Source organism: Bacteroides cellulosilyticus DSM 14838 (assembly GCF_000158035.1).
Classification (GTDB): Bacteria; Bacteroidota; Bacteroidia; order Bacteroidales; family Bacteroidaceae; genus Bacteroides; species Bacteroides cellulosilyticus.
Genome location: NZ_EQ973490.1, coordinates 1,519,718 through 1,536,242, shown reverse-complemented (window position 1 = coordinate 1,536,242; position 16,525 = coordinate 1,519,718). Strand labels below are relative to the sequence as shown.

The window sequence follows — 16,525 nt, the reverse complement described above, 5'->3', positions numbered from 1 at the left end:
AAATGAAAAGAAAGGAATGTTTTTGGTGGGTATTTGCGATAATTGGAGTATGCCTTCTGAGCATAAGATGTAGTAATGTAAAAGAGGATTATTGCTGTTATGTAAATCCCTTTATTGGTAATGCAGATAATGGCCACACATTTCCAGGAGCTTGCGTACCATTTGGAATGATACAAGTAAGTCCGGAAAGTGGAAATGGTTCGTGGAGATATTGCTCCGGCTTTAATATTGAGGATGACTCTATCATGGGATTTTCCCAAAATCATTTGAACGGTACGGGATGTCCCGACTTAGGAGATATATTGATTCTACCATTTTGTGGTGATATACAAAATGAAAAATATAAAAGTAGATATGAGAAAGAATATCAAAAAGCTCATCCAGGATACTATTCAGTAGTTTTATCTGATTTTGGAGTGGAGGTAGAATTGACTGCGACACAACGCACGGCCATGCATCGTTATACTTTCAGAAAAGCAGAACCGGCACATATTCTGGTAGACCTTCAAAGTGGAATCGTAAGTAAGAATGAGCAGCTGCGAACTCATGTAATAGATGCAGAAATGCAACTGTTAGACCAATATAGTATCGTCGGAAAGAACAAGGTGAAAATGTGGGTGGAAAGAGAGTTCTTCTATGTTATCAAATTCGACAAACCCTATATAGATATTGAAGAACTTCAACCTCAAGAAGGAGAAAAAGCCAAACGCCTTCTTCTTTCATTTGATTTAAAACCAGGAGAAAATGTTCAAGTAAAAGTCGGTCTGTCTACTGTCAGCATAGAAGGTGCACAGGAAGCATTAGAAAAAGAAAATCCAGATTGGAACTTTGAAAAAGTAAAGGCTCAATCTGCCGAAGCCTGGAACAATCTGTTGTCACGGATAGACGTATCAGGCACAGAAGAACAAAAAGTAAACTTCTACACTTCCATTTACCATTTATGTATCCAACCTAATAATATAACTGATGTGGATGGAAGATACAGAGGTCCTAATGACAGCATCCTCTACTCTCCCATAGGAGAATACTATTCTACCCTATCCTTGTGGGATACTTATCGTGCAGCTCATCCATTATATACTCTTTTAGTACCGGAGAAAGTTAACGGATTTGTCAATTCAATGTTATCTCACTGTGATACACAGGGTTATTTACCCATATGGGCTTTATGGGGTAAAGAAAATCATTGTATGATCGGTAACCATGCCATCCCCGTTATTGTAGATGCATATCTGAAAGGATATAAAGGTTTTGATCCTGAGAGAGCTTATGAAGCAATCAGAAAATCATCATTAGAATCTCACCCGAAGTCTGATTGGGAAACCTACAATCAATATGGATATTATCCTTTCGATCTTATTCCTGAAGAATCAGTTTCCAGAACTTTAGAGAGTTGCTATGATGACTATTGTGTGGCACAAATGGCAAAAGCATTAGGAAAGAAAGAAGATTATAATTTCTTTTCCCAAAGAGCCCGTGCATATACATCCCTGTTTGATCCGGTAACCAAACTAATGCGCGGGAAGGACTCACAGGGCAAATGGAGAGAACCTTTTGATCCTTTCAGACTATCACATGCCGGAACTTCCGGAGGGGATTATACTGAAGGAAATGCATGGCAATATGTATGGCATGTGCAACACGATGTAGATTCTTTAATTGAGATGATGGGAGGAAATAAAGCATTTACAGCAAAACTCGATTCACTCTTCTGGCTTGAGAACAATACTGTAAATACAGGTTTTATATCTGATGTGACCGGACTCATAGGACAATATGCCCATGGGAATGAACCTAGTCATCATGTAGCTTACCTATACAACTATGCAGGGGAATTCTGGAAAACCCAAAAACTTATCCGAGAAATCTTTGATCACTTTTATCTGCCCGTTTCCGACGGTTTGTGCGGAAATGACGATTGTGGGCAGATGTCCGCATGGTATTTGTTCTCAGCTATGGGATTTTATCCTGTAGATCCTATCAGTAAAGAGTATATTATTGGTGCTCCTCAACTGAAGGAGATGATATTACGTCTGGAAGGTGGAAAGAATTTCATCATTCGTGCCGAAGGCTTATCAGAAGAAAATAAATATGTAAAGGCAGTCTTTTTGAATGGAAAAGAATTAAAACGGTTTAGAATCTTTCATCATGAAATCACAGACGGAGGTATTTTAGAATTTATCATGACGGATAATCCGTCAAAATCATTTAATTAATTATGAAAGTATACATATTATCAATCCTTTTCTCCCTGTCTTTTTCGTTAGTGTGGAGTAAAGAGTATAATGCATCTTTTTTTGGCATAAAGTCTGATGGAGTAACATTGAACACCAACTCTATCCAGACTGGTATTAATTATATTCACAAAGAAGGGGGAGGTGTTTTAGTTTTTAATGTCGGCCGTTATTTAACAGGTAGCATTGAACTCAAATCGAACGTAGCGATACAATTAAAGGAAGGAGCAGTGCTGGTAGGTTCCCTAAACCCTTATGACTATAATATGGAAGGTCCTTGCTATAGTATGATTCGAGCTATAAACAAAAAAAATATAGCCATTTATGGAAAAGGAATAATTGATGCACAAGGGCGTCAAGTATCATACAACATAATCGACCAAGTACATAAAGGTTTTATCAAAGACCCTTTGGAAAACGACAGACCGCGTAGACCGCGAGGAATTCATTTTAAGCAATGCCGAGGCATAACTATAGAAGGGATTACTATAAAAAACACCTGTGATTGGACACAGGAATATGAAGAATGCGATTCGCTATGGGTCAGGGGTATTACAGTCGACAATAAAGCATATTGGAATAATGATGGTATTGATATAGTCGATTGCCAGAATGTTTTGATAGAGAATTCTTTCTTTGACTCTTCGGATGATGCAGTTTGCCTGAAATCCCATAAAACTGAAACTGCATGCCGGAATGTAGTAATTCGTAATTGTACTATGCGTTCGAGTGCCAACGGGATAAAATTAGGTACTATGACAGTTGGAGGATATGAAAATATCCGGATCATAAACAATAAGATTTATGATACTTATCGTTCGGCATTAACAATAGCTACTCCCGATGGAGGATACGCCCGAAACATAGTAGTGGATAGTCTGCAAGCCTATAATACAGGAAATGCTATATTTCTTCGAATAGGCAACCGTATGCATTCGAATAAAATCGGAACAATGGACTCTATCCTTATTTCTAATTTGTATGTAGAAATTCCCGAAGGAAAACCGGATACAGGCTATGAATATGAAGGCCCCATAGAACATATGCCTAGAAATATATCTCCGGCAAGTATCATTGGGCTAAAAGGGCATCCCATAACACACGTGACACTGAAAAATGTGGTAATCAATCATCCGGGTGCAGGAAAACCGGAAATAGCAAAAGTTGGTGTGACTCCGGAAGAATTAGATAGAGTTCCTGAATTGGCTGATTCATATCCTGAATTTTCATGTTTCAAGGAACTTCCAGCGTGGGGCCTCTATCTTCGACATGTTGAGCGGATTATTTTAGAGAATGTTACATTTATTGCCCGAAAAAAAGATTATAGACCAGCTATAGTACTGGACGATGCACATCATGTCAGCATGAGTAAAATGAAAATCCAGGAACCGGGGAAAAAGAAGCAACAGATACATATATATCAATCTACTAATATCACTAAATAGAAATTACAATGAAACAATTACTAACAACTTTACTATTATTTTGGAGTATCAATATTTTTGCACAGCAAACATATGATATTGTTATAGTGGGAGGAACACCCGGCGGATTGACCACAGCACTCGCAGCTGCTAAACTTGGGAAAACTTCTGTTATTTTAGAACGAACACAGCATATAGGAGGTCTGCCCTCCAATGGACTGGGAGCAACGGATATTGTAACCCGGGCAGCAACAACAGGATTATTCAGAGAGTTCACCTGCCGCATCAAAGACTATTACAAAAAAAAATATGGTGTAACTTCTATACAATATCAGAGATGTGATGATGGTTTCCGTTTCGAACCTTCAGTGGCAGAACAAGTATTCACAGACTGGTTAGGAGAATATAAAGATCTAATCACAGTTTTGACAATGCGGCAATTCGATTCCAGTCCTCATAATATAAAAAAAGTAGATGATAAAATTGTGAAAATCAACGTTCTGAATCGTGATAATAATACTCAAGAAGAGTATCAAGGCAAGATTTTCATTGATGCCACTTACGAGGGAGATCTGGCAGCAGCAGCCGGTGTCCCCTTTAGAGTAGGGCGCGAAGGCAAAAATGAGTTTGGAGAACCCGGAGCAGGAAGTGTTTACAAATACTGGCATGGCCCGGAAATGGATGCTTCCACTTTTATTGGAGATAATGCTGTCCAGGCATACAATTACCGATTGTGCCTGACCAAAAATCCGGATAATAAAGTACCTATAACAAAGCCCAAAAATTATGACCGTAATGAATATGCATCTATTATCGATGATGTCTGGACGGGACGTCATACCCAAGCAGAAATGGTGAATGTTACTTTGGAAATGTTAGAAGCTAATAAGAAACATATAGCTAAGGGCAATCCGACTATGATTCCTGGTGACAAATGGGGGCTTGGTAAAGTAGTAAACCTGGTTGAAATTCCAAATGAAAAAACAGATGCTAACAACCAGCATGCTGCTTTTGTCTCATCAGATCTGCCTGAAGAGAACTGGGCATGGCCTACAGCCGGTTGGGCATGGCGTGACAAGTTTGCTACAAGACTGAGAGAATATACAGAAGGACTGCTTTGGTTTGCCCAAAACGATAAAGAATTACCGGTTCATTTTCGGAAAGCAGCTCGCGAATGGGGGTATGCAAAAGATGAATATACTGATAATGGGCATTTTCCCAGACAAGTATATGTACGTGAAGGACGTCGGTTCGAAGGACTTCATTTTTTCATAGCAAGTGATGCGATGCCTGTAAAAGGCAGTGGAAGGCCTCCTGTGTATTCATCAAGCATCACAGCCAGCCATTATGGATTTGATTCACATGCCACCCATAAACGGGAACCCGGTATGGTGCACCTGAATGGATTTTTGGGTTATCCAACATCACCTTACACTGTCCCCTATGGAGTGATTGTTCCTAAGGAGATAGATAATTTATTATTTCCAGTTCCCATTTCCGGCTCTCATATCGGTTTCTCTACACTTAGAATGGAACCATGCTGGATGGCTATGGGACAAGCTGCCGGTGTAGCATCTTCAGTTGCAATAGAAGAAAAGGTAAAAGTCAGGAATATCAATATAGCTATGATGCAAGATGTCTTGCTTAAACAAGGCACTACTCTGATTTATTATAAAGATATTTCATTAGATGACGAAGATTTCTTAATGGTACAATACATGGGACTTCGGGGCTTTTTGCCCGAATGGGAAGCAAAATTAGATGAAGCGATAGAGGAACAGACTTTAAGTAACTGGAAGCGTTTGTCTAAATTGAATATAAAAATTCAACCGGGAATTTCTACCCGAAGGGAAATTTTGAATGAGTTATATGCAAAGATGAAAAAATAATATCTTGATACAATGCTGAAAAGAAAATTACTATATACTTTGTTGAGTCTATTCCTCTATTGGACTGGTGTCCAAGGAAAAGATTACTCTATAATGGATTTTGGGGCAAAACCTGATGGGGTAACTTTAAACACGCATACCATCCAATATGCAATTGATTATGTTCATACAGCAGGAGGGGGAAAACTCATTTTTGATGCCGGAAACTATTTGACCGGCACCATATATTTAAAATCCAATGTTACTTTACACTTAGCGCAAGGGGCTGTCTTATTAGGTTCGTATAATGCCTTAGACTATAAGAAAGATGAGTATATACAACGAACAGCTTTACTTTTTGCCGTACGGCAAGATAATATCGGAATAACAGGTGAAGGTACAATTAACGGTAGGGGATTCATAGTAGCCAACAATCTGATATCATACATTCAGAGAGGATTGATAGATGACCCATTGCATATGGATAGGCCTGATGAAATAAACCGTCCCCACAATATTTATTTTAGAGAATGTCGAAATGTAAGAGTTGAAGGAGTACGGATGCACGATCCGGCAAGTTGGAATCAAGCCTACGACCAGTGTCGGCAAGTCATTATAGATAATATAAATGTTGATTGTAAATCTTACTGGAATAATGACGGTATAGATATCGTAGATTGTGATAGTGTCAGAATCAGCAATTCTTTTTTCGATGCTGCCGATGATGGAATCTGTTTCAAATCGCATGAGCCATCGCAAATCTGCCAAAATGTAGTAGTTGATAATTGCATCATACGTTCAAGTGCCAGTGGCTTAAAATTCGGAACAGCATCAAAAGGTGGTTTTCGTGATTTTATCATCAAGAATCTCACGATTTATAACACTTACCGTTCCGCCGTGACATTCGCCACTGTGGATGGAGGCATTATCGAAAATATACTTGTTGATAGTGTACGTGCCGTGAATGTAGGAAATGCATTCTATCTACGAATAGGAGACCGCTGGAATTCCGGACGAAGACCGCTTATGAAGAATGTTACCCTTTCCAACTTCAACGTGAAGCTGGCAAGCTCTAAGCCTGATGCAGGTTATTCATACGAAGGCCCGGTAGAACATCTACCTCGCAACATCTCTCCTGCAAGTATTATCGGTTTACCTGAAGATAGAATTCAAGGAATTATTCTCAAGAATATAGATATAGAATCTCCAGGAGGAGGTAATCCTTTCTATGCCAAATGCGGAGTGACCGCGAAAGAACTGGAAGGAATACCTGAGATGAGAACAACCTATCCGGAGTTTTCACAATTTAAGGAGCTTCCTGCGTGGGGAATCTTCATACGTCATGCAGATGACATCCGGTTGGATAATGTGAAATTAAAAGTTCACACCTTTGATTACAGACCTGCTATTGTAACATCGGACGTAAAAGGAGTTATTTTAGAAAAAGTAGATGTACAATCAACCCTTAATGATAAAAAAGAACAGCTTTTTATGTATAAAACATTTAATGTCACCCAATAGATATGCTGAAAAGAATATTAGCCCTGGTTATTATATGTTGGACTGTAACACTTGTCCACTCTCAGGAAGTATTATCTGAATGGGAGAATCCTGAAATAAATAGTGTAAATGCAGAACCAGCTCATGCCTCTTATATACCTTATCGATCTGTTGCAGAGGTAGAACGAGGAGAGTCTTCCATGGTACATTCTCTGAATGGAAAATGGAAATTTAAGTATATTTCCGGTATAGAAGCCTCCCCTACTGCTTTTTATAGTGTAGATTACGATGATAGTTCATGGAATTATATTAATGTTCCTGGTAATTGGCAACTACAAGGAGAATATGATCCGCCTATTTTTACAAATGTGAAATACCCCTTTGAACCTAATCCCCCCTATGTTCCCAAAGATTCCAATCCAATAGGACTATACCGTCGAAACTTTGTTGTTCCGACTGACTGGAAAGATGAAGAAATCTTTTTGCACTTTGCCGGAGTACAATCCGCCATGTATGTTTGGTTGAATGGGGAAAAAGTGGGATACCATGAAGATGGAATGTTACCGGCAGAGTTTAATATCAGCAAATATTTGCAGAAAGGTGAGAATCAGTTAACTGTCCAAGTCCTAAATTGGTCTGACGGCAGTTACTTAGAGGATTTGGACTATTGGAGATTAAGTGGTATATACCGTGATGTCTTTTTATTTGCACTTCCTAAAGTCCATATCAGAGATTTCTCCATTTTCTCTAACTTGGATACGGAGTATAAGGATGCAGAATTAAATGCAATCGTTTCTATAAAGAACGAGACAAGCGAATTTGTCAAAGATGGTTGTTTGCGTATTTCTTTAAAAGAAACATCCGGCAAATTAATATGGACAAGAAAGTTTTTGTTCAGTGTAGCTTCGGGTGAAGAGCAAGAAATCTCATTCTCAGAGAAAGTTTCTTCTCCTTTAAAGTGGACGGCAGAAACACCTGAATTATATCGCTTGGATATAGAATTATCCCCAAAGCATGGCAGCGTACAACAAGTTATTCACCAAAAGGTAGGATTTAGAAAGGTAGAAATAAAAGATGGACATCTGTTGCTTAATGGACAACCTGTAAAAATAAAAGGAGTTAACAGACATGAATTCGATCCTTATACCGGGCGATATATTACCCGTGAAACGATGGAACGTGACATCAAATTGATGAAATTATTTAATATCAATGCGGTGAGAACTTCCCATTACCCCAATCACCCGGATTGGTATGACTTGTGTGACGAGTATGGACTATATGTAATGGATGAAGCTAATGTAGAGAGTCATGGTTTGTGGGCAAAAGGATTCTATGTAGGAGAAAGAGATGAGTGGAAAAGTGCTATTGTCGAAAGGAATGTGAACATGGTAAAAAGAGATAAGAATCATCCTTCTATCATCTTCTGGTCTATGGGGAATGAATCTGGTTGGGGAAAGAACTTTGACAAGGCTTATGAAGAAATAAAAAGATGTGACCCAGAGAAACGTCCGGTTCATTATGAGGCAAAAAATCCTGCTTATGCAAAAGTACTTTCAAGGTATGATTTCATTTCAAATATGTATAATCCTCTTAATGAAATTATCAAGCAGTATAATGAAGATCAGTCACGCCCTATGTTGATATGTGAATATGCTCACTCTATGGGAAATGGTTTAGGCAATTTCAGAAAGTTCTGGAATTTATTCTATAAATATCCCCGTATGCATGGAGGGTTTACTTGGGATTGGGTAGATCAGGGACTACGTTTGAAAGATAAAAATGGCAAAGAATATTGGGAAGTAATAAATTATAGTGACGGTGCAAATTCAAATGATGGCTTAGTAAATCCTGATCGGGAAGTTCAACCGGAGTTATATGAATTGAAGAAAGTTTTTCAAAATTTCAATGTAGAAAATATAGATATAAATGAAGGACTTGTTTCTATATCAAATGCGAACTATTTCACTGATACAAAAGGAATTATTTTATGTTGGACATTATTAGAGAATGGTCTTCCTATAGATCATGATACGATTACCGCCTTGAATATAGCTCCCCAAAGCAAGCAATTGATAGAATTGGACTTACCCAGGCAAAGCTTAAAAGCTGGAAATGAATACCATGTAAACTTTAGTTTTTATAATACTGAACAACGGAATTATTCTGACGGTAGTATTGAGATCGCTTCAGAGCAATTAGCTCTAGATATACTTCCCGAACCGTTCATAGAGAAAGAAGTTCAAACAACCTCTCCTCTTCGGGTAGAAAGAAAAAATGGACTAACAGTTATAGGGAAAAGTTTTCATATACAATTTGACAGACTCACCGGAGCGATATCACAGTTCAGTTATAAAGGAAACAATTTGCTGGAATCTCCTCTATTACCATGTTTCTGGCGGGTTCCGACCGATAACGATGAAGGACGTAATAATTCTTATGCAAGTTCATGGCGCAAAGTAGGATTGGATGATTATAAAATAAAAACCAAGCAATTGGATTTCGTGATTTTACCTACCGGAGATGTGCAAGTTTATGTTAATAACCTATTAGAATTCAAAGAAGGTAATATCCTGCAAAAAGCAAATTATACAATCTCACATGAAGGTGAAGTTCTCATTGATGCCATCTTTTATATAAATATAGATGTGCTGTCATTGGCAAGAGTCGGAATGAAGTGTGCATTACCTGTTGAGTGGAAAAATCTCACTTGGTTTGGAAGAGGCCCTCACGAAAGCTATGATGATAGAAAAGAATCAGCTTATGTTGGTATTTATAATGGAATTGTCAGTGAACAGTCTTTTCCACATATTATGCCTCAAGAAAATGGAAATAAAACGGATAACCGCTGGTTGGAGATATATGATGATTTCGGAAGCGGAATACGTATAACAGGAAAACCATTTTTCAATTTTAATATTCAAAATTACTCCGATAAAGATTTGAACCGCAGTAAAAAAGCGCATACATTAATTCGTGGTGAAAAGAATTGGTTACATATTGATTATAAGCAGATGGGGCTTGGAGGAGATGACAGTTGGTCACCTAGAGTTCATAAAGAGTTCTTATTAAAGAACAAAGTATATCACTATACGTATGCCATAGAACCTCTTTGATTATAGCTCTTACATCAACGAGAATAAGGTTGTAACTTTTGCTCAGTTACAACCTTATTCTATGATCTTAAACCTGAAGTTATAAACCTATCGTTCTTATTTTAACTCCAAATAAAGCGGCTCCACCTCCGTCACATTATCATGGAACCACTCGTCGAGCTTTGCCTCTACCTTATCCTTTATCTGCGGTGTGATATATTTCTTCACTTTTTTATAAGCATAAACAGCAGCAAATCCTTTACCTACCATAAAAATCTGTCCCAGAACATCCTCTATACTGGTAGGAAACACAATGGCCACCAAAGCAAGCATTATATTGGTCCGCTCATTATCGGGAGTCGTATCGGCAGTCATTACATAATAAGCCGTAAGTACGGGGCGACCGGTAGCACGACCTGCCTTTTTAATATACTCTTCTACTTTCGTACGGATATCATCCATGGATAAATTTACTTTCATAGTTCTTATTATTATTTATTCATTTACTTATTAGACGCAAGAAGATAAAGTTTGGTTGCAGAATATTGCTGTTTTTTTATCAAATAGTTCTATTTCACCATCCGAATTCACCGATTCATACCCGGAACTCATCGGCTTTTCTACCGGAAATCAGCCGGAAAGGCTATATGGAGAGGAATAATTCGCTTACCTTTGAGCCATCAACCCATGACAATGAAATATGAATCAATAACAATAGAAACAATGGAAAAGAAACAAAACTTCCCGTCTCATGCAGGCTTATCAGGTAAGGCACTGATAGCTTCACTCTTCATCATCTCCGGAATATTACTGTTTGCCCGTAACGTAGGGTGGATTACGTATGACCTATTCAATGTAGTGGTATCCTGGCATAGTCTTCTTATTATATTAGGTATTTATACGATGACACGCCGCCATTATCTGAGCGGAGCCACCCTAACCTTAATAGGTGTTTATTTCCTGATCGGAGGATTATCATGGCTACCGGAAAATTCACAGACCATCGTCTGGCCTGTTGCACTGATTGTAGCGGGTATCCTGTTTTTTGTAAAGGCTCGTCGCAGAGAACGCTGGATGAAAAGCCACATGAACGGCCATTACCGGGATTGGGCCAAAAGAGGAGGCGGACACATGCACATGAATATGGAAAACAATGAGCAACAATGCGAATCGGAAAACGGGTATCTGCGCTCCGACAATGCTTTTGGCTCTGTACGCCATGTCGTTCTGGACGAATTATTTAAAGGCGCCAGCATCCGGGCTTCATTCGGAGGAACTGTCATTGACCTGCGCCACACGCATCTTGCACCGGGAGAAACCTACATCGATATCGACTGCACCTGTAGTGGAATAGAACTGTACATTCCTTCAGACTGGAACGTTCTACCCCAATGCAATGCTTTTGCCGGCGGATGCGAGGATAAGCGCTGGCAGGGAGCGAATATTAATAAAGAAAGTACATTAATAATCCGTGGAAACATTTCCTTCGGCGGATTAGAAATAAAAGACTAATCCTATGAGAGCACATCCAATCATAGATTACCCTTACCGTTGGTTTCCGATGCTTGTGCTGGCATTGGTTCTGGCAATCATCCAGGCGACTTTGTCGTGGGGATATGCCGGATCTGACTGGTTGCCGGCCATCATAGACGGAATCACGACCATCGGATGGCTTGCAGCACTAGCATACCTGGCCTGGTTTGTGGTGGGCTACGTATCCATACTCCAGACAAAGGTCATCACGGTCGCAGCAGGAATATTACTCTGGATTGCGGGCAGCTTCATGATTTGTGACATTATGGTAAGAATAGCGGGAATACCTTATATATCTTTTGCTTCTACCATACCTTTCCGCCTGTTGTTTGGCGTACCAACCTGGATCGCTATCATTTTGTGGTATCAACTGATAGTAGTGAAAGATCCCGTACAGGAAGAAGAATTCATAGCACCGCAAGCAGCAGAAGAAGAAAAGTCGGAAGTACAAGAGGAAATCATCGACCGCATTACGGTAAAGGACGGTTCACGTATACACATAATCAAAGTGGACGAACTACTCTACATCCAGGCATGCGGAGATTACGCAACCCTGGTTACCCCAACAGGCGAATACATCAAGGAACAAACCATGAAGTATTTCGAAGGGCATCTGCCGACAAACAATTTTGTACGTATCCACCGTTCCACTATTGTAAACGTGACACAAATATCCCGGGTTGAATTATTCGGGAAAGAGACTTATCAAGTATTATTAAAGAACGGGACCAAGCTGCGAGTCAGTCTGACGGGCTACCGTTTATTGAAAGAACGACTGGGAATATAAAAACCTGAACTATTTTATAAGCAAAAGCGAAGAATTCCTCCCCTGTTTCAAGGGGAAATGAATTCTTCGCTTTCTTTTTTAAATGACAGAGAAAGTTATCTGATTATTTCTTCTTTTCGTCTTTCTTCGGTTCTTCATTCTTGGTTTCCTGCTTGTCTTCCTTTCCTTCCGGATGGATGATTCCCTTCACAGTCTCACCAATAGGCAACTTATCCAATACACCCAGACTTGGAGCAACCGTCTTCACCAATGAACTCAAAAAGTTACTCGTCCCTCCGTTTCCACCATCGAATACAGTGATGTTTCCTAAGTTCATGTGTTCGAATGCCTTCACCTGTTCTCCGGCGATTTCCTTCCACTGGTCTACCATCTTGTACTGGATGGCGATAGCCGGATTGGATTCCGCTGCACGTACCATGGCCTCAAAACCTTCAGCCTCGGCAAGCAATGACTTCTTCTTACCTTCAGCTTCGGCCTCCAGTTTCATCTGAATAGCTCTTGCTTCAGCTTCAGCCTGCGCCAGAGTAGCCTTTGCACGAGCTTCCGCCTCACGGGTAATCTTTTCGGCAACAGCATCAGCCTGAAGAATGGCCTCCTGTTTTGCAATCTCAGCAGGCACAATCTTTTCTGCCTTCAAAGAAGACTCCACCTTGCGTGCTTTAGCTTCTTCCACTTCCTTCTGTGCTATTTCACGGGCAGTCTGCACGGCAGCTTCCGAACGTGCTTCAGCTTCACCGGCCTGCTTGTCAGCATTGGCGCGAGTCACAGCCAGTTCAGCGTCAGACTGTGCCACAGCTTTCTGAGCTTCATTTCGTCCGATAGCAGCTTTCTTTCCGGCTTCTGCCTGTTTGATTTCCATGTCGGAGTTCAATTCGGCAATGCGGCTTTCCTTCTCGGTGTTGGCCTGTTCAATTTTGATATTCTTTTCGGCTTCCGCCTTTGCCACCTGTGATTCTTTTTCAGCATTGGCAATGGCTACCTGTGAGATTCTATCCTTATCCGCATTAGCCACAGAAATCTCCTGCAACTTCTTCGTCTCAGCAATGGCGATATCCTGGTCTTTGCGTGTTTCGGCAACTTTCGTTTCACGTTCCTTTATCTGGTTGGCAATCTTGATGGCACCCAGTTTCTCCTGTTCTTCTATATTTGCCTGAGCCTCATTCAACGCCTTACTTTCAGCTTCCTTACCCAAGTTGACAATATAATTGGCAGCATCACGGATATCACTGATATTGATGTTCATCAGATACAAACCGAATTTACGGAGTTCCGTATCGATGTTGTCCTTTACTTTGGAAAGGAATTTGTCACGGTCAGAGTTCAACTCTTCAATCGTCATATCGGCAATAACCAGACGCATCTGGCCGTATACAACATCCGTAATCAGATTCTGCTTATCATCTATTGATAGCCCCAACATACGTTCGGCGGCATTCTGCATGACGTCGTGATCGGTACTGATAGCTACAGTAATAGTAGTCGGCACATCCACACGAATATTTTGAGCAGACAAAGCTCCGGTTAGTTTACAGTCTATCTGCATCGGCTTCATGGACAGGAATTCGTAACCCTGAATAATCGGCCATACAAACGCGGCACCACCATGATACAACTTGGCAGACTTCTTATCACCGCCCGTTTTACCATATACTACCAGTACTTCGTCACTTTTACATTTCCGGTAACGGGAAAGGATACCAATGAAGGTAAGCAAAATAACCGCCACGAGTATGGCGGCCATAATCATCATTTCTTGTGTCATAAATCTATGTTTTTGAGTTTCGTTTTTATTGAATATACAGTGTTCCTTCCTTGTAAGTCATGATAATGGTTTTGTCGCCCGTCTGATAAGACTTACTTGCTTCTGATATTACATCTATCTCTCGCATGGCTCCATCGCGGCTCACCTGTACAGTATATCTGCCATCCCCCTGTTTAAAGTAGATGGTACATTCTCGCCCTACAAGCTGTTCCGTCTTTTCCGTCTTATTCACCTGCTGCAACTGATAGGCTTTCTTATAGAGAAACCACACGGCAAATACGAAAAACAGACCAATCAGAATGGCAATGACATAACTCTGAATGTCAGTATTTCCAATCAGATACATGTACCAGCCGAAACCGATACCGAAATGTGTCAGTCCCTTAAAAGACACCATGCTGCTGATGTCGGCATCCACGTCTACATCCGCATCAATGTCTCCGAAGAAGATGGAAAGGATAAACTGTATCACAAAAATACCTGTTGTAACTACAGCGATAATCAGAAATATGTTACTGCCCATAGGAATTTGAATTATTGTGGTTTACAATATATTTAGATATATTATTCCAAATATACACATTTGTAGAACATGCACAAAGAAACCGTTCTCTATTTAACAAAATTTTCTTGAAGGGGAACACAACATAACACAAAGATATTTGTTATGTTTGCGGACGCTATGATGAAACATCTACACTATATATTCTTGTTTATGTGCCTCGCATTAGGAATGTCCGCCATTCTGCAAGAGGAACAGCCGGCACTTCGGATGCTTACCGAAGCCTCGGCAGATGCTTCTGTCACTCCTGCCCCAACGGGATGTTTCATCTCAATGTCAACCGATTACTTCTCGACCATTGCCCACCGCCCCTTCTTCAACGATGAAAATAATGAGCGTAAAATCAATGGTGTCCTTTTCCAGGAGAATTTCTACAATCAGGCCAGTGCTCCCTCAAAGCTGCTGAAACTAAAGATCCATCCATCTGTAGAACAGATGCAACGTATATTTTCCACCCATTTACCGGTGGAACAGAATGCCAGTCTTTCTTTCACTCCCAGCGCTATCCGTTATTCTTACGGGTATTACGTCTACGAGCTGAAACATATTCTGATTTAAACCGCCACCTTACTTATTACCAATCATTTCTCCGGAGGTATGCCATTGGCGTACCTTTGGTCAGTCTATTGTTTATTCACTTCTAAATTAATGCAATAACTATGCTCGATTTATTAATAGCCACCCTCGAAATGATGGGGCTTACATTCGTAATCGGCTTCTTCGTGGCCTTCATCATCAAAATGATTGCCTTTGCCGCCGACTCATTCGACTTCTACAGCTCACACCAGAAAGAGCTGCTTCGCCTGCGACGTCTGCGCAAACTGCGCCAGAAGGTAGAACTCATGATACGGGACATCCCCATGGAAGATAACGGACTTCTCGATGACAAACGCGAAGAGTTCAGCCGGGGAGTAAACCGGGAACTCACCGACTATCACGGATATTACCACGGAGTAAGCACCGGAGTTTCCAAGACCAACCTGGTAGATTACTACTACCCCGAAGATACACACATGATGTACCTGAATCAACAAGAAGAAATGCTATATCAAAAAAACAAGAAACACTCCGGCAAATCAGCCGATAAAACCAAATAAGAAACAATATGGAAAATATAGATTTCGCAACCCTGTTCCAAGGTTTTGGAACGATGATGGAAAGTGGCTACCTGCTCGCGTCAGCCCGTGTATTTTTAATCCTTTTAGGTTTGCTGCTTATATATCTGGGCTGGAAGGGAGTGCTCGAACCTATGGTAATGATTCCGATGGGACTGGGTATGGTCGCCATCAATTGTGGAACACTTTTTATGCCGGACGGCACATTGGGCAACCTCTTTCTCGACCCGATGCTTTCGGACACGGACGACCTGATGAATACGATGCAGATAGACTTTCTGCAACCTGTCTATACGCTCACCTTCAGCAACGGATTAATAGCCTGCTTTGTGTTTATGGGTATAGGCACATTGCTGGATGTAGGCTTTCTGTTACAGAAACCTTTCGTCAGTCTTTTCCTGGCTTTATGCGCCGAACTGGGTACTTTCCTGACTATCCCCGTAGCTTCGGCTCTGGGACTGACCTTGCAGGAAAGTGCTTCCGTAGCCATGGTAGGCGGTGCAGACGGCCCTATGGTTCTGTTCACGTCACTGGCTCTTGCCAAACATTTGTTTGTACCTATCACCGTAGTGGCTTACCTGTATCTCGGACTGACTTATGGCGGTTACCCATATCTGGTGAAACTCCTGGTTCCGAAACGCCTGC

Annotated in this window: 13 protein-coding genes; 10 read left to right on the top strand and 3 right to left on the bottom strand. The window is 40.6% G+C overall.

Features of this window, described 5'->3' with window-relative positions; genetic code table 11:
- Window positions 1-2: 2 nt before the first annotated feature.
- From BACCELL_RS10160 to lacZ, 5 genes are read left to right on the top strand one after another with little or no spacing between them, the layout of a single operon-like run.
- Window positions 3-2,216, top strand: coding sequence for a GH92 family glycosyl hydrolase (locus tag BACCELL_RS10160; protein ID WP_007211668.1), 2,214 nt, complete (start codon window positions 3-5; stop codon window positions 2,214-2,216).
- A 2-nt stretch (window positions 2,217-2,218) separates the two neighbouring features.
- Window positions 2,219-3,679 (top strand): glycoside hydrolase family 28 protein, encoded by a 1,461-nt coding sequence (locus BACCELL_RS10155; protein ID WP_007211667.1) that lies wholly within the window; start codon window positions 2,219-2,221, stop codon window positions 3,677-3,679.
- Window positions 3,680-3,687: 8 nt separating this feature from the next.
- Window positions 3,688-5,547, top strand: coding sequence for an FAD-dependent oxidoreductase (locus BACCELL_RS10150; RefSeq protein ID WP_007211666.1), 1,860 nt, complete (start codon window positions 3,688-3,690; stop codon window positions 5,545-5,547).
- Between the two features lie 12 nt (window positions 5,548-5,559).
- A complete protein-coding gene (locus BACCELL_RS10145) occupies window positions 5,560-7,047 on the top strand; it encodes a glycoside hydrolase family 28 protein (RefSeq protein WP_007211665.1) in 1,488 nt (495 codons plus the stop codon).
- 2 nt (window positions 7,048-7,049) lie between these two features.
- Window positions 7,050-10,142 (top strand): beta-galactosidase, LacZ type, encoded by a 3,093-nt coding sequence (gene lacZ / locus BACCELL_RS10140; protein ID WP_007211664.1) that lies wholly within the window; start codon window positions 7,050-7,052, stop codon window positions 10,140-10,142.
- Between the two features lie 96 nt (window positions 10,143-10,238).
- Here lacZ and BACCELL_RS10135 read toward each other — a convergent pair whose 3' ends face one another.
- Window positions 10,239-10,601, bottom strand: a complete 363-nt coding sequence (locus tag BACCELL_RS10135; protein ID WP_007211663.1) for a hypothetical protein — start codon at window positions 10,599-10,601, stop codon at window positions 10,239-10,241.
- Between the two features lie 243 nt (window positions 10,602-10,844).
- Here BACCELL_RS10135 and BACCELL_RS10130 point away from each other — a divergent pair, with 243 nt between their 5' ends.
- Together BACCELL_RS10130 and BACCELL_RS10125 are read left to right on the top strand one after the other, a co-directional pair.
- The gene (locus BACCELL_RS10130; RefSeq protein WP_007219199.1) at window positions 10,845-11,633 is read left to right on the top strand and encodes a LiaF transmembrane domain-containing protein; all 789 of its coding nucleotides are present in this window, start codon (window positions 10,845-10,847) and stop codon (window positions 11,631-11,633) included.
- Window positions 11,634-11,637: 4 nt separating this feature from the next.
- The gene (locus tag BACCELL_RS10125; protein WP_044153574.1) at window positions 11,638-12,441 is read left to right on the top strand and encodes a LytTR family DNA-binding domain-containing protein; all 804 of its coding nucleotides are present in this window, start codon (window positions 11,638-11,640) and stop codon (window positions 12,439-12,441) included.
- Window positions 12,442-12,544: 103 nt separating this feature from the next.
- Here BACCELL_RS10125 and BACCELL_RS10120 read toward each other — a convergent pair whose 3' ends face one another.
- Both BACCELL_RS10120 and BACCELL_RS10115 read right to left on the bottom strand, forming a co-directional pair.
- On the bottom strand, window positions 12,545-14,203 hold the full coding sequence (locus BACCELL_RS10120) for a flotillin family protein (protein WP_007211659.1): 1,659 nt from the start codon (window positions 14,201-14,203) through the stop codon (window positions 12,545-12,547).
- Window positions 14,204-14,228: 25 nt separating this feature from the next.
- On the bottom strand, window positions 14,229-14,726 hold the full coding sequence (locus BACCELL_RS10115; protein ID WP_007211658.1) for a hypothetical protein: 498 nt from the start codon (window positions 14,724-14,726) through the stop codon (window positions 14,229-14,231).
- Between the two features lie 159 nt (window positions 14,727-14,885).
- Between BACCELL_RS10115 and BACCELL_RS10110 the strand changes: the two genes are divergently transcribed.
- The 3 genes from BACCELL_RS10110 to BACCELL_RS10100 all read left to right on the top strand — a co-directional run.
- The gene (locus BACCELL_RS10110; RefSeq protein WP_225979469.1) at window positions 14,886-15,323 is read left to right on the top strand and encodes a hypothetical protein; all 438 of its coding nucleotides are present in this window, start codon (window positions 14,886-14,888) and stop codon (window positions 15,321-15,323) included.
- 101 nt (window positions 15,324-15,424) lie between these two features.
- Window positions 15,425-15,862, top strand: a complete 438-nt coding sequence (locus BACCELL_RS10105; RefSeq protein WP_007211656.1) for a hypothetical protein — start codon at window positions 15,425-15,427, stop codon at window positions 15,860-15,862.
- 8 nt (window positions 15,863-15,870) lie between these two features.
- Window positions 15,871-16,525: sodium ion-translocating decarboxylase subunit beta (locus BACCELL_RS10100; RefSeq protein ID WP_007211655.1), on the top strand; the 655-nt coding region annotated here is incomplete at its 3' end.